Genomic DNA, 15,375 nt, shown 5'->3' with positions numbered 1-15,375 from the left:
TATGCTCACCGTCCTTTCTTCAGCAGTATTTCTGCCATAAGCAGGTCTTCGGGTGTGGTTATCTTTATATTAGCATATGCACCAGAGAATATCTTGACAGGAAGCTTCAGTTTTTCTACCAGCTGGGCATCATCCGTTGCGGTTACACCCACTCTGCGATAGGCTTTCTGGATAATGTCTGCCCGGAATACCTGGGGCGTCTGGACAGATATCAGTTTTTCTCTGGGCAGGGTTTTTTCTACCAGCCCTTCCGGGGATATTTCTTTAATGGTGTCTTTGAGGGGTACGGCCGCAATAGCCGAACCACAGAGTTTAGCAGCTTCCAGTCCTTCGGGTATGGAAGCAGTATCAAGCAGGGGACGCGCCCCGTCATGAATTATTATCCAGCCGCAATCACACAAGGCAGTCAGCCCCGAACAGACAGAGTCCTGACGGAGTTCGCCGCCCGGGCATACGGCAATTACCTTGCTGAAATTATATTCTTTGATCAGCTCTTTAGCTTTTTCAATATTGTGTTCGGCCATAACCAGAGCAATATCATCTATTTCCGGGGATTTTTGAAAAACCGAAAGGGTGTGAGCCAGAACAGGTTTCCCGGCGAGCAAGGCAAATATTTTGTCCTGTCCCTCCATGCGGCGGCTCTGACCGGCAGCTACAATAACTGCCCCGACTTTTTCATTCAAAAACATCTTCCGTCTCCGTTTTCACCCCGGTAAGTGCCAGCCTCACTGCCTCTTTGACAGTTGAAACCGGAATTATCTGGATATTATGTACATTGTGGCAGTTAGCACCGGCCGGTACCAAAGCCCTTTTAAAACCCAAACGGCTGGCCTCGGAAAGACGCCTTTCCAGATGGGAAATAGTCCGCATTTCCCCAGAAAGACCAATCTCTCCCAGAGCGATAGTTTCGGGGCATACGCCGATATCCCGGTAACTGGAAGCAATAGCCAGTGCAATAGCCAAATCTGCAGCCGGCTCATCCAAACGGATACCGCCGGTGGCGTTTACAATAATGTCCTGCGTACCTAAACGCATGGACAGGCGTTTGGAGAGGACCGCAGCTATCATAAGGGTGCGGTTAAAATCCACCCCGTTGGCAGTGCGGCGCGGCTGGCCGAAACTGGTGGTATTGGTAAGTGCCTGCACCTCAACCAGCAAAGGACGGCTGCCCTCCAGTACAGCGGTTACAGCCGAGCCTACCGTGTTTGTCTGGCGATTTGATAAAAATATCTGGGAAGGGTTAGCTACTTCTACCAGACCTTCACTTTTCATTTCAAATATACCCACTTCGTTAGTGGAACCGAAGCGGTTTTTGACAGAACGCACTAAACGGTAAGCACTCTGGGACTCTCCCTCAAAGTACATGACTACATCTACTATGTGTTCCAATATGCGCGGCCCGGCTATATTGCCTTCTTTAGTAACATGGGCTGTTATAAATACACTGGCACCGCTGCTTTTAGCCCACTGCATAAGGCGGAGGGCTGATTCACGCACCTGATTTATAGCACCGGGTGCGGCCTCAAGCTCCGGCAGGAATACAGTTTGGATAGAGTCAATAACGACCAATGACGGGCTGAGGACTGAAAGCTGAGCCAGAATGGCATTAAGGTCGGTCTCAGCCATAAGGAAAAGCCCTTCGCCGCTGATACCAAGACGTTGGGCGCGCATTTTTATCTGAGCGGGGTTTTCTTCCCCTGAAACATATACTACCTTACCGCCGCTTTGTGCTACCGAAGCCGCCACCTGAAGAAGAAGAGTGGATTTGCCGATTCCCGGCTCACCACCCAAAAGCATAAGCGAACCCGGCACTATGCCGCCGCCTAATACCCGGTTGAACTCCGAAATAGATAAACTCCGCCGGGTGGTTTCGGCTGCCTGCAGACTGGAAAGCTCAGCCGCCGGGCTGATAACACGGGCAGGTTCATTTTTACGTCCTACAGGTGAAACAACCGTTGTTTCTTCAAGGGTATTCCATTCCTGACAGCCGGGACAGCGCCCCAGCCACTTCAGGCTCTCACGCCCGCAGTTGGAACAAACATAAACTCTACGGCTTTTTTCCATATACAAAAGACTACACAATTTAATCCGCTAAAGCAAGGATAACCCTGATGCTTAAAATAGTTTCAGATATTCCGGCGGAGATATGATTCATAAGAACCGATAACTACCAGACAGCCGCCCTGATAAAATATACTCCCGAATAAAAGCCCGGCCAAAGGCGCCACCAACACCCCTTGGAAAAGATAATACCCGGTAAGCACCGCAAGCGGAAGCGAAAAGCATAGACCTAACACTCCGCCAGCCATAGGCATCCGCATAGTCAGCATAATACCCAACCACATTATAAACCCAGCCCCCAAAGCAACTATCAGGGCAATCTGAAAAGCCTGGTACTCCAGCAGAATAAACCCATGCAGCAGGCTGAGGAATATGGTAACCCACATGCCTGTCCGCATGAGAAGCAAACCGTTATTCAGTTTCCTTTTTAACTCTTCGGGTAAAGGACACGCCACCGTTTTGCATTCTCCCTGCGTCCTATTAGTTTTTCTGCCAAAGCCCTATTTTCTACCAGAAAATAAAAAGAGGAGCTTTAAAAGCTCCCCTTTTAAATAATCAATTACACCCTGCCCAGCCTTTACGAAGTAGCCTGACTAAGCTCAGCCGGCTCTGCCAGACGGACAATTATTTCATCTTCAGCAGTATCCACTATCACTTTATCCCCGGCTTTAAATTTAGCCCGCAGAAGGTCCTCGGACAGACGATCTTCTATCATGGTCTGTATAGTGCGGCGCAGCGGCCTTGCACCATAAACCTCATCATAACCCTTCTTGCCCAGCAGGTCTTTGGCAGATTCAGTCACTTCAAGCCCGATACCCTTTTCAGACATCTGCTTGATAACACTCTTAAGCATCAGGTCAACAATGCTGCGAATCTGCTCTTTGTTCAGCGAGTGGAAAACCACCACGCTGTCAATGCGGTTCAGGAACTCCGGACGGAAACTCTTCTTGAGCTCACCCAGCAGCTTGTCTTTCATATGCTCAAAGTTAGTTTGCTGAGCCTTTGATTCATCTGTCTGGGTAGCAAAACCGATAGTCCCGCTGCCCTTGCGGATAAGCTCAGCCCCAATGTTTGAGGTCATGATAATAATGGTATTCCGAAAATCCACCCTTCTGCCCTTGGCATCTGTCAGGTGGCCGTCATCAAATATCTGCAGAAGTATGTTGAAAACATCAGGATGAGCTTTTTCTATTTCGTCCAACAGTATCAGGCAGTACGACTTGCGGCGAACGGCTTCAGTCAGCTGACCGCCCTCATCATAACCCACATATCCGGGAGGCGCACCCACCAGACGGGATACGGCAAATTTTTCCATAAATTCGGACATATCCAGCCGAACCAAAGCATCTTCCGAACCAAACATAAACTGGGCAAGTGCCCGTGCCAGCTCGGTTTTACCCACGCCGGTAGGCCCGAGGAAAACAAAGTTGCCGATGGGGTGGCGGGGGTCTTTAAGACCGGCCCGTGCCCGTCTGACAGCCTTGGATATGGTAACAATAGCTTCTTCCTGGCCGATAATCCGCTCATGCAGGGCTTCTTCCATATGTAAAAGACGTTCGGTTTCGTCACCGGTAAGCTGTACCAGCGGAACACCCGTCCACATGCTGACCACCTGGGCAATATCTTCTTCGCCCACTACCGGCTTGTCCATAGCCTGTTCGTTCTGCCACTCGTCTTCCATGCGGCGTATCTTTTCAGCTATCTGAAGCTCACGCTCACGCAATTCGGAGGCATAGTCATACTGCTGGGTAGCCAAAGCGGCTTCTTTATCCCGGCGGTAGCTGTCTTCTATGGCTTTCATCTCTTTCAGAGAGACCGGCTTGGTGCGCTTCTTTATCCGCACCCGTGAAGCAGCTTCGTCAACCAAATCTATAGCCTTGTCCGGCAAAAAGCGGTCAGGTATATATCTGGCAGCCATATTGGCGGCAGCGGCAATAGCTTCTTCGCTGATGATAAGCTTATGATGCTCTTCGTAGCGCTCTTTTATGCCGCGAAGAATATTCAGGGTATCTTCTATGGCCGGTTCTTCCACCAGCACCGGCTGGAAACGCCGCTCAAGTGCGGCATCCCGTTCAACATACTTGCGGAAGTCATCCAGGGTGGTTGCCCCTATTACCTGTACCTCACCTCTGGCCAGCGAGGGCTTGAGGATATTAGCGGCATCTACCGCACCCTCGGCGGCACCGGCACCCACCATGGTATGAAATTCGTCTATAAACAGGATTATATTGCCTGCGGTTTTAATCTCTTCAATAACTTTCTTGAGCCGTTCCTCAAATTCACCCCGGTATTTAGTACCAGCTACCAGTGAGGCCACGTCCAGAGAAATTATATGTTTTTGTTCCAGAGTTTCCGGCACGTCACCCGAAACAATCCGCTGGGCAAGCCCCTCTACAATGGAGGTTTTGCCGACACCGGGTTCGCCGATAAGTGCGGGGTTATTTTTGGTACGGCGGGAAAGAATCTGAACGACCCGCTCTATTTCTTTGGCACGACCGATAACCGGGTCAAGCTTGCCGGTTCTGGCAGCAGCCGTAAGGTCAAAGCCCAGCTGGTCAAGCTGGGGGGTCCGGCTGGGAGTTGTACGGCTGGTTTTAGGTTTATTTAAGCCCTGATTTAAAATACGCCCCACTTCGGTGCGTACCTTTTCAACAGTAACCCCGAAACTCTCAAGCACACCGGCTGCTGCTCCTTCGCCTTCGCGCAGTAAACCTAAAAGCAGGTGCTCAGTGCCGATATAGTTGTGCCCCAAGTTTCTGGCTTCATCAATACCCAGTTCTATTACCTTTTTGGCTCTGGAGGTAAGACCGGTTTCAGAGGTAGCCGGGTGTTCGCCCCGCCCAAGTATAAATTCAACGGCAGAACGTACTTTGGCCAAATTTACTTCCATGTTGACCAGTACTCGAGCAGCCACGCCTTCTTCTTCCCTTACCAGCCCCAGCAGAATATGCTCGGTACCGATATAGTTATGGTTAAGGCTCTGGGCCTCTTCCTGTGCATAGGTAAGAACCCGGCGCGCTCTTTCAGAAAATTTATCAAATCTACTAGACATAATTTTTTTACTTTCACTCGGTTAGTACTCTTATTATAGCTCAGCCAAAAAGAAAGTGTAAAGGCAAATAGGGTGCATTAGCTTTGAAATAAAAAAAGACCCTTAACGGGCCTAGTTTTTAACTAAATATCAGAGGGGAAAATGGAGCTCTGCTTTCAAGTGAAGAAAAAAGCAAAGCTCCCCGGGCAGTGGCATATTTTCCACAAGGAGTTGCCTCCTAAGTATCGTCTGCGCTGGGGCGTTTCACGACCGTGTTCGGGACGGGAACGGGTGGTACCACCCCGCTCTAACCACCAGGGGAGCGGATGCACGCTATTAATTCACTTGTTAACCTTGATCCAAGCGATATTTGTTTACACTATATTAACTGAATACATGGGTTTATATCAATTCAGAAACAGGTCAAGCCCTCGACCATTAGTACTGCTCAGCTTAATACGTTACCGTACTTACACATGCAGCCTATCAAGCAGGTAGTCTACCTGCGGTCTTACCCCCGGTTGCCCGGGATGGGAGATCTAATCTTGAGGCCGGCTTCGCACTTAGATGCTTTCAGCGCTTATCCAAACCAGACTTGGCTACTCAGCAATGCCCTTGGCAGAACAACTGACACACCATTGGTCTGTCCTTCCAGGTCCTCTCGTACTATGGAAAGACCCTCTCAAATCTCCAGACGCCCACGACGGATAGAGACCGACCTGTCTCACGACGGTCTGAACCCAGCTCGCGTGCCGCTTTAACCGGCGAACAGCCGGACCCTTGGGACCTACTCCAGCCCCAGGATGCGACGAGCCGACATAGAGGTGCCAAACCTTGCCGTCGATGTGAACTCTTGGGCAAGATAAGCCTGTTATCCCCGGGGTAGCTTTTATCCGATAAGCCACGGCCCTTCCACTCGGTGCCGTAGGATCACTTTGCCCGACTTTCGTCCCTGCTCGACTTGTATGTCTCGCAGTCAAGCTCCCTTATGCCAATGCACTCTTAGGGTGATTTCCATCCACCCTGAGGGAACCTTTGGGCGCCTCCGTTACAATTTAGGAGGCGACCGCCCCAGTCAAACTATCCACCAGCCACTGTCCTCTAGCTTGTTCTAGAGTTAGAGGCTAGATCCATCAAGAGTGGTATTTCAACGTTGGCTCCACCAAGGCTAGCGCCCTGGCTTCTCAGCCTCCCACCTATCCTACACATGATAAACCCAGACTCAATGGCAAGTTATAGTAAAGCTCCACGGGGTCTTTTTGTCCAGTCGCGGGAAACCCGCATCTTCACGGGTAATTCAATTTCACCGAGTCCCTCGTTAAGACAGCGCTCAAGTTGTTATACCTTTCGTGCGGGTCGGAACTTACCCGACAAGGGATTTCGCTACCTTAGGACCGTTATAGTTACGGCCGCCGTTCACTGGGGCTTCGGTTCAGAGCTTCGGTTGCCCTAACTCCTCCCCTTAACCTTCCAGCACTGGGCAGGTGTCAGCCCCTATACTTCAGCTTTCGCTTTTGCAGAGACCTGTGTCTTTGTTAAACAGTCACTCGAGCCACTTTATTGTAACCCTCTCGCGAGGGCACCCCTTCTCCCGAAGTTACGGGGCTAGATTGCCGAGTTCCTTAACGAGGGTTATCTCGATCACCTTGGGACATTTACCCCCACCTACCAGTGTCGGTTTGCGGTACGGTCACCATTGCTTCAACAGTAACGAGGCTTTTCTCGACAGCTTGGACTCAACCAGATTGGCTTGGATCTCTCCGCACCTTCCACTGAACTTCAACTTAACTCCAGAACGGATTTGCCTATTCTGAAACGTCTAGGGTTCAGCGACACGCCATGTCCAATGGGCATGCCTGATCTATCCTCCTGTGTCCCCCCTTTACCTCCACAACGGTGGTGCAGGAATAATAACCTGCTGTCCATCGCTCTACGCCTTTCGGCCTCGGCTTAGGTCCGACTAACCCTACGCGGATTAACCTTGCGTAGGAAACCTTAGGTTTACGGTGGGCGTGTTTCTCACACGCCTTGCGCTACTCATTCCGACATTCTCACTTCCCTAAGCTCCACAGTTGTTTACACTCCTGCTTCACTGCCGAGGGAACGCTCCTCTACCATCTACCATATAGGTAGATCCATAGCTTCGGTGACAGGCTTAAGCCCCGTTGGATTGTCGGCGCAACACCACTCAACCAGTGAGCTATTACGCACTCTTTAAAGGGTGGCTGCTTCTAAGCCAACCTACTGGATGTCTAGGCAATGCTACTTCCTTTCCCACTTAGCCTGCGCTTAGGGACCTTAGCTGATGGTCTGGGCTGTTTCCCTTTTGACTACGGAGCTTAGCCCCCATAGTCTCACTCCCAGGCTTTGATTAATGGCATTCGATGTTTGGTTAGAGTTGACAGGATCTCTCCCACCTAGTCTATCCAGTGCACTACCTCCATTAATGAACGCCTGAGGCTGCACCTAAATGCATTTCGAGGAGAACCAGCTATCCCCGGGTTCGTTTGGCATATAACCGCTATCCACAGCTCATCCAACAACTTTGCCACGTTGACTGGTTCGGGCCTCCGCGAAGTATTACCTTCACTTCACCCTGGCCATGGATAGATCACCCGGCTTCGGGTCTACTCAGTACAACTAAAACGCCCTATTCAGACTCGCTTTCGCTTCGGCTGCGCAACTTAATTGCTTAACCAGCTGCACTGAGTAACTCGTCGGATAATTCTTCAATAGTCACGCCATCAGAGCTTACGCTCCTCTGACTGCTTGTAGGCACACGGTTTCAGTTCTATTTCACTCCCCTCTCGGGGTGCTTTTCACCTTTCCCTCACGGTACTAGTTCACTATCGGTCATCAAGAGTATTTAGCCTTGCCATGTGGTCACGGCGGATTCCCACGAGATTCCACGAGTCTCGTGGTACTTAAGAAAGAATCAGAAGCCTACACCCTTTAATTTACGGGACTCTCACCCTCTGTGGTTGCCCGTTCCAGGGACCTTCTAATAGGGTTAGGTTTGTAACTTCTCGGCTTGCTCTGCACAAACCAGATTCTTCTTTCAACCCCTTGTAAACATAGGTCACAGAACCACTAAGATTACAAGGTTTGGGCTCATCCCCGTTCGCTCGCCGCTACTAGGAGAATAATTTCTTTTCCTCGGGGTACTGAGATGTTTCACTTCCCCCACTTACCTCTACCCAGCCTATGTGTTGAGCTGGGAGTACTCAGGTTTTGCCTGAGCGGGTTGCCCCATTCGGAAATCCCCGGCTAAGCTTGTTAGACAGCTGACCGAGGCTTATCGCAGTCTTACCACGTCCTTCATCGGCTCTTGATACCAAGGCATCCACCATGTGCCCTTACCTGCTTGACCTGCTTCGGAATTGATATTAACCCGTAGTATTCAGTTTTTAAAGTGCGTAACAAATATAAAGCGGCTTGGTAACATTACCAAGCCGCGAGCTTGGATTCACCTTAAACTAATTTCTATGTAGCTATTTTTATCATTTATCTCTCTGCCTCATTCAGAGGCGAAGGGTATTATATCCCATTGCTTTAGCCGCTGTCAAGGGCGGCCCCACGTTCAGCGGGAAAAACCTTGGAGATTTTTTCAGATTTTTAAGCTATTTAAAAGGCGCTTAATTAAAAGCAGTAGAGTATAGACTTGTGACTACCCTCTTGTCAAGGAGACCGGGGTGGTTTTTCACCCAGGGTGACATCACGATTGCAGCCGCCGCTATTTCATCTATTTTAGCTTCGGAAACCCCCAGCTCTTTCAGGCTGAAACCCATATTATTTTTTTTGAGCCAGTTTTCAACTTCTGCTATCCCGTCTGTCTGCCCGAATACTTTTTCCCCCAGCATTTCTATGCGGTGGCGGCGAACAGGGTAAAGGTTTCTCATGTAAGCCGGCAAAAGGGCAGCCAAACCGTCAGCGTGGGCAATATCATAGTAACCGCTTAAGGCATGCTCCAAACCGTGCATGGTCATATTGCCGCTTTTGCCGCCCAGTGACATGAACTGGGAACAGGCAATGGTTGAAAGCCAGCTAAGCTGGGTGCGGGCTTGAAGGTCATGCGGGGTCTTAACCGCCTTGGGCAAATACTCCACCACCAGACGCATAGCAAGTTCGGCCAGACCGTCACGCAAAGGGGAGGAGTCTGCGGCGGTGAGATAAGGCTCTGCTATATGGCAAAAAATATCCACTCCTCCCTGGGCTGTCTGGCGGGGAGGTAGGCTGAGTGTCAGCAGGGGGTCTACCAGAGACACTTTAGGCTGAAGGCGACTATCGGAAATAACCCTTTTTTCATGTTTTTCCCAGTTTGAAATAACCGCATTCCCGTTTGCCTCCGAGCCGCTGGCGGCAACGGTAGGTATCATTATAAGGGGCAGAAAATCACCCTCAGGGTACTCTCCCTGTTTTATGTAATCCCAGACAAATCCATCACAGGCCAGACCGAAAGCAATAGCCTTAGCGGCATCCATGGCACTCCCGCCGCCCAGAGCAATAATAAGGTCTATCCCTTTTTCTCTGGCTAAGGCAATACCGGCGTCGACTGTAGAAGAGCGGGGATTGGGCTCTACCCTGTCAAACAAAGTGGTTTGAATACAGGCCTCTTTCAGCAAAAACGTAGCCCGTTCCAGTATGCCTAAACGGCGTAACGCTTCTTTACCAGTAACCAGCAAGGCATGCCTGCCCAGCAGTGAAGCTTCGTGATTAAGGCTGCTTATGCTACCCACCCCGAAGATAATGCGGGTGGATAGCTCAAATGTTGTTATCATAAAAATATAATAACAGAAAACAGCACTGTTAAAACAGCTCCCCTGACCTCCCGTTTTTTATCCCTGCCGCAAGACAGCCATCAGTTAATAACTAGGAAGGGGTTTCACCGCTGCGGGCGGAGAGCCATTTCTGTTTCTGCTCAATACGGACAGATTCGTTGGTAGGCTGATAGCGGGCCAGGAAATCCCCTTTAAACTCTTCAAAACAGTCTTTTTCAATAGAAGTACGCACCTCCTGCATAAGGTTGCTCAGGAAGGCAATGTTATGTATAGTAGCCAGCCGGTAGGCCAGAATTTCTTCACAGCGGAACAGGTGATGCAGGTAGGCCGCCGAATAATTGCGGCAGGTATAGCAGTTACACTCCGGGTCAACCGGCCCTTTTTGGGTGGCAAAAGAGGCATTGCGGATATTAAGCCTGCCCAGGCGGCTGAAAAAAGCCCCGTTGCGGGCCACTCTGGTAGGCAGTACACAGTCAAATATATCTATCCCGCAGCTTACCCCTTCCAGCAAATCTTCCGGCGCACCCACTCCCATCAGGTAGCGGGGCTTGTTTCCGGGCAGAAAACGCAGGGTATGGCGGACTGTTTCAAAGGTAATATCCTTAGGCTCACCCAAAGAAAGCCCGCCCAGGGCATAACCGGGGAAATCCAGCGAAGCCAGATATTCGGCAGACTGCTGCCTGAGTACGGGGGAAAGCCCCCCCTGAACAATGGCAAAAAGGTGCTGGCTTTTCAGGGTATGGGCGGCAAGACAGCGTTTTGCCCACTGGTGGGTACGTTCCATAGCCGCCAAAACCTCATTCTCGGAGGCTTCGGAATGGGGACATTCGTCCAGCACCATGGCAATATCCGAACCCAAGTCCTGCTGGAAGCTGACCGCATCTTCGGGGGTGATGTAACGGGTGCTGCCGTCTATATGGGAACGGAAACTGACTCCGCCCTCATCCAGCTTTCGCAGATTGGCCAGTGAAAATATCTGGTAGCCACCGCTGTCAGTCAGAATAACCCCGTCCCAGTTCATAAATTTGTGCAGTCCCCCCATCTCTTTGACCACGGGTATGCCGGGGCGGAGATACAGGTGGTAAGTATTGGACAATATCATATTTACGTTAACAGATTTTAAGTCTTCGGGGGTAAGGGTTTTTACAGTGGCCTGGCTGCCTACCGGGCAGAAAACAGGCGTCTCCACCTTGCCGTGGGCTGTGAGCAGCTGGCCGCGGCGGGCAGAACTGCGGGGGCTGGTTTTATTTAATATAAAGGATTTATCCAAAAATTATGCTCCTTGAATATTTAAGGCTGGAAGCAGGGCGGATTAGTCTCGTCCAGATAGTCCTGCAAAATAACTGCGGCCGCGGCCGCATCATCCCGGACAGTTTTATTATTTTTGCCGCTGTCATTCATTTTGCGGCGGGCTTCGTCTGTGGAAAAGCGTTCATCCCGGAAAACAATTTCGGTATTTAAACTCTGCGAAAGCAGCCCGCTAAAGGCCTTTACCTTTTCCGCCTGAGGCCCGATAGTCCCGTTCAGAGATACTGGCAAGCCGACAACAAGCAAATCCGGCTGGTGGGTTTTGATTAAAGCTTCAATGTTTTCCACTGTCTTTACATCATTGTCACGCCGGAGGATAACCAAAGGCGAAGCCAGTATCCGCAAGGGGTCGCTCAAAGCCACCCCTATCCACTTGTCGCCCACGTCCAGAGCCAGTATACGGCCTATTTTAGCCCTCCGCAGCAGTTCTTTATAGCATTCCCTTTACAGCCTGCAGGGCTTCGTCCAGTTTGGCTTTGTCACGCCCGCCGCCCTGAGCCATATTCGGCTTGCCGCCGCCGCCGCCGCCGGCTATCTGGGAAAGTTTTTTGACTATATTGCCGGCATGATAACCTTTCTCAATAAGGTCCGGCGTTACCATGCACAGGAAAAAAGGCTTGTCTTCAGTAACCGTACCCAGCACTATTACCCCGCTGCCCAGCTTGTCCCGCAGGAAATCAGCCGTTTCACGCAGGGTATCCGCATTGACCGAAGTCATGCGGCTGACCAGCAGTTTAATCCCTTTATAATCTTCAGCTTTGGAAAGCAGCTCTTCCGCCTCTCCGCGGGACATCTGGCGTTCCAGATTCTGGACTGTTTTCTTAAGCGTATCTATTTCTTCTTTAAGTTCAGCCAGTTTGCGGGGAGATTCCTCAGGCGCAGCTTCCAGCATACCTGAAAGCTCGGATAAGCTGTCCTGCTGAAGGTTAATATAAGCCTCAGCCTCACGCCCGGTTACAGCTTCAATCCGCCGAAGGCCTGCCCCCACACTGCTCTCACTGACTATTTTAAACAGGCTTATTTCGCCGCTGGCACTCACATGGGTACCGCCGCAGAGTTCGGCTGAAACAGCCGGACGCCCTACTCTAAGCACCCGCACCCTGTCACCGTATTTTTCCCCGAAAAGAGCGGTTACACCCTCTTCCAGGGCATGGCGGTAGGGCATTTCTTCGGCATAAACCGGCAGGTTGCGGCGGATTTTGTCATTTACAAATTCCTCTGCCCGGCGAATTTCGTCTTTGGTCATGGGTTTCAAATGGGAAAAGTCAAAGCGGAGGCGCTCAGGCGTCACCACCGAACCCCTTTGCTGAACCTGCTCACCCAGCACCTGTCTGAGAGCTGTCTGGAGTATATGGGTGGCAGTATGATTACGGGCAATATCCCGCCTGCGTTCTTCGTCAATATGGGCAGCGGCTGACTCAGATATTTTCAGGCAGCCGCTTATTACCCTGCCCTGATGCAGAAAAACCCCGTTAGGCAGGTGAAGGGTATTTTTAACCTCAAAACGCCCGCCGCCGGTTATAATCTCACCGGTATCACCCACCTGTCCGCCCATCTCGGCATAAAAAGGGCTTTCATCCAGCACTATACTGGCCTCATCACCCTCTTCTATGCTGTCAACACTGCCGCCTTCGGTCAAAATATCCATAACAGTTGATTTCTGGCGGGTAAGTTCGTAACCCACAAAACAGGTCTTTTCCCCGTGGCGCATATTCTTGACTGCCTCGGCGGTAGCCGCCGCATCAAAACTGAACTTGCGGCTGGAACGGGCTTTGGTACGCTGGACTTCCATTTCGGCTTCAAACCCGCCAAGGTCTACACTCAAGCCCCTCTCGGCGGCTATTTCGGTGGTCATTTCCACCGGAAAACCGTAAGTATCATACAGTTTAAAGGCATCCTGACCGGAAATCTGCCCGCCCTTGGTCTGGCGGACTATTTCTTCCAGAAGCTCAAGCCCTGTAGCCAGCGTTTCCGAAAAACGAGCCTCCTCACTGGCTATCATCTCCAGTACATAGGTCTGGCGTTTTTTAAGTTCGGGATAAATGCCGCTCATGCGGGCAATAACAGCCCCGGCCATGTCCACCAGAAAGGGTTTTTCAAGACCCAGCCTGCGTCCGAAAAGGACTGCCCGCCGAAGCAGGCGGCGAAGCACATACCCCCGCCCTGCCTTATCCGGGATAACCCCGTCTGCAATCAGGAAGGTAATGCCCCGGCTGTGTTCGGAGACTATCCGTAAAGCTCTATCCGTTGCGGTATCACACCCGTATTTCTTACCCGAAAGCTGACAGGCTTTTTCTACAATGGGGGCAAATATATCGGTTTCATATACGTTTTTCTTGGACTGCATCAGGATAGTTAAGCGTTCCAGCCCCATCCCGGTGTCAATGCTGGGGGCAGGCAGATTCTGGCGTTTGCCACTTTTATCCTGATTAAACTGGACAAATACCAGATTCCATATTTCACAAAAACGGCCGCACTTGCAGGAGGGATTGCAATCAGCCTTGCCGCAGCCCATTTCCTGCCCGAAATCATAATGGATTTCACTGCACGGGCCGCAGGGGCCTGAATCCCCGGCCGGCCCCCAGAAGTTATCAGCCGCACCCAGACGGACTATCCGCCCTTCGGGTACTCCCTGTTCCTTCCAGAGGGCAATAGCCTCATCATCATCCAGATAAACTGTCACCCAGAGTCTTTCGGCAGGTATATTAAGCCTTTGGGTCACATATTCCCAAGCCCAGGCAATAGCCTCTTTTTTAAAGTAATTGCCGATACTGAAATTGCCCAGCATTTCAAACATGGTCAGGTGGCTGGCATCCCCCACGGATTCAATATCGGTAGTGCGGAAACACTTCTGGCAGGAAATCATACGCGGGTTTTCCGGCTTGGCCACCCCCAGATAATAGGGCTTAAACTGCACCATGCCGGCGGTAGTTAAAAGAAGGGTGGGGTCATTGTGGGGTATCAGAGAAGAGCTGGCAATCCTTTTATGCCCCTTCTCCTCAAAAAATTTCAGATAATTTTCGCGTAATTCATCACTGCTAAACAAAGCCGCACCTGCCATTTCAAGATAGATAAGATAAATACGATTTTAATTTAAGCCCGTTATACTGTCAATTTTAATAAATAGACAGGGGGTCTTCTATATTATATATAATACCTGTTCAGCCCTAAGGGGTTTTATTTCCGTCCCCCAGACAGCCGTAGGTATAAAGTGCCGCCCCGGTCACCCCGGCATTATCCCCCAGAAACGAAGCAACCAGCCGGACATCATCCCCCGCTAGACGGAAAGCCCGTTTGAAAAGCATTTTGCGGGCAGGTTCAATAAAAATCTCCCCCAGTTTGGAAACCCCGCCCCCCAGTATAATAAGCTCAGGGTTAAATATATTGGCAATACTGGCCAGCCCTATTCCCAAATATTCGCCTGCCCGGCGGATAACCCCCTGGCACAGCCTGTCACCTTCGGAAGCCGCCAGGCCAATATCCTCAGCCGTCAAAGCCGAATAATCCGCCCTAAACCGCTCTGAAAGCAGGGAAGACTCACCCCCGGCAAGTTCAGCCTGAACCCTGCGGATAATAGCCGTACCCGAAGCCAGCGTTTCCAGACAGCCTACATTGCCGCAGACATCTTCAGTACCGTTTATATCCAGACACATATGACCTATTTCACCGGCACAGCCGCTCTGCCCCAGATAAAGCTCATCATTTATAATAATACCGCCCCCGATACCGGTGGAGACCGTCAGGTAAACCAGGTTTTTAACCCCCCGCCCCGCTCCCAGTTTGTGTTCGGCCAAAGCGGCGGCCGAGGCATCATTTATGAGGAAAGTTTCAAGATAACGCTCTGCTAGCATATCCCGAAGGGGTACATCCCGCCAGGCGGGCAGATGGGGAGACTGGGTAACCAGTCCGTTTGGCATATCTATGCCCCCGGCTACCGCCGCAGAAAGGGCCTCAAACTGGGAAAGACAAAGGTTGTTACGCTCAAGCAGGCGCTCAAGCACCCGGCATATATTCTCAAATACACCCTCCGCCCCGTTCCGGGCGCAGGTAGGCTCCTGTTCCCAGGCCACCACCCGTCCGTCATGGGTCACTACCGCCGAGCGGATTTTACTGCCGCCTATATCCAGGCACAAACAGGGCTTAAGTATGACCTCTAAATTACTTTGGTTCACAAAGCCCCCTTACTTTTAAAGCTAA

General features: G+C 51.0%; 9 protein-coding genes and 2 rRNA genes. All 11 read right to left on the bottom strand.

Annotated features, from left to right (window positions below; all coding sequences use genetic code 11):
* Positions 1-5: 5 nt before the first annotated feature.
* The 11 genes from UCH007_RS00280 to UCH007_RS00230 all read right to left on the bottom strand — a co-directional run bounded on the left by UCH007_RS00280 (position 6) and on the right by UCH007_RS00230 (position 15,350).
* Entirely contained in the window at positions 6-689 is a 684-nt protein-coding gene (locus tag UCH007_RS00280; protein WP_023651724.1) for a 2-C-methyl-D-erythritol 4-phosphate cytidylyltransferase, read from the bottom strand.
* Complete coding sequence (radA, locus tag UCH007_RS00275; RefSeq protein WP_012881409.1) at positions 676-2,064, bottom strand: DNA repair protein RadA; 1,389 nt, start codon at positions 2,062-2,064, stop codon at positions 676-678. Before radA ends, UCH007_RS00280 begins: the two co-directional genes overlap by 14 nt.
* Positions 2,065-2,126: 62 nt before the next feature.
* Complete coding sequence (locus tag UCH007_RS00270; RefSeq protein WP_023651722.1) at positions 2,127-2,516, bottom strand: hypothetical protein; 390 nt, start codon at positions 2,514-2,516, stop codon at positions 2,127-2,129.
* Positions 2,517-2,638: 122 nt separating this feature from the next.
* On the bottom strand, positions 2,639-5,113 hold the full coding sequence (locus UCH007_RS00265; protein ID WP_023651721.1) for an ATP-dependent Clp protease ATP-binding subunit: 2,475 nt from the start codon (positions 5,111-5,113) through the stop codon (positions 2,639-2,641).
* 180 nt (positions 5,114-5,293) lie between these two features.
* Positions 5,294-5,411: ribosomal RNA gene (gene rrf / locus UCH007_RS00260) — 5S ribosomal RNA — on the bottom strand.
* A 100-nt stretch (positions 5,412-5,511) separates the two neighbouring features.
* Positions 5,512-8,462 (bottom strand): 23S ribosomal RNA (locus tag UCH007_RS00255).
* A gap of 265 nt (positions 8,463-8,727) precedes the next feature.
* The gene (locus tag UCH007_RS00250; RefSeq protein WP_046960730.1) at positions 8,728-9,870 is read right to left on the bottom strand and encodes an iron-containing alcohol dehydrogenase; all 1,143 of its coding nucleotides are present in this window, start codon (positions 9,868-9,870) and stop codon (positions 8,728-8,730) included.
* A 91-nt stretch (positions 9,871-9,961) separates the two neighbouring features.
* Entirely contained in the window at positions 9,962-11,140 is a 1,179-nt protein-coding gene (gene tgt, locus UCH007_RS00245) for a tRNA guanosine(34) transglycosylase Tgt (RefSeq protein ID WP_046960729.1), read from the bottom strand.
* Between the two features lie 20 nt (positions 11,141-11,160).
* Positions 11,161-11,568, bottom strand: coding sequence for a Holliday junction resolvase RuvX (gene ruvX / locus UCH007_RS00240; RefSeq protein ID WP_080663210.1), 408 nt, complete (start codon positions 11,566-11,568; stop codon positions 11,161-11,163).
* A 40-nt stretch (positions 11,569-11,608) separates the two neighbouring features.
* Positions 11,609-14,224 (bottom strand): alanine--tRNA ligase, encoded by a 2,616-nt coding sequence (gene alaS / locus UCH007_RS00235; RefSeq protein WP_046960727.1) that lies wholly within the window; start codon positions 14,222-14,224, stop codon positions 11,609-11,611.
* 121 nt (positions 14,225-14,345) lie between these two features.
* A complete protein-coding gene (locus UCH007_RS00230; RefSeq protein WP_046960726.1) occupies positions 14,346-15,350 on the bottom strand; it encodes an ROK family protein in 1,005 nt (334 codons plus the stop codon).
* Positions 15,351-15,375 lie beyond the last annotated feature (25 nt).

It is taken from the genome of Dehalococcoides sp. UCH007 (assembly GCF_001010485.1).
Classification (GTDB): Bacteria; Chloroflexota; Dehalococcoidia; order Dehalococcoidales; family Dehalococcoidaceae; genus Dehalococcoides; species Dehalococcoides mccartyi_A.
Note: the sequence above shows the minus strand (reverse complement) of the source record. Positions and strands in the feature narration are given on the sequence as shown.

Excerpts from the sequence above, each read along its gene's own strand:
- UCH007_RS00250 (WP_046960730.1), bottom strand. The coding sequence starts at position 9,870 with ATGATAACAACATTTGAGCTATCCACCCGCATTATCTTCGGGGTGGGT.
- radA (WP_012881409.1), bottom strand. The coding sequence starts at position 2,064 with ATGGAAAAAAGCCGTAGAGTTTATGTTTGTTCCAACTGCGGGCGTGAG.
- UCH007_RS00280 (WP_023651724.1), bottom strand. The coding sequence starts at position 689 with ATGTTTTTGAATGAAAAAGTCGGGGCAGTTATTGTAGCTGCCGGTCAG.
- UCH007_RS00265 (WP_023651721.1), bottom strand. The coding sequence starts at position 5,113 with ATGTCTAGTAGATTTGATAAATTTTCTGAAAGAGCGCGCCGGGTTCTT.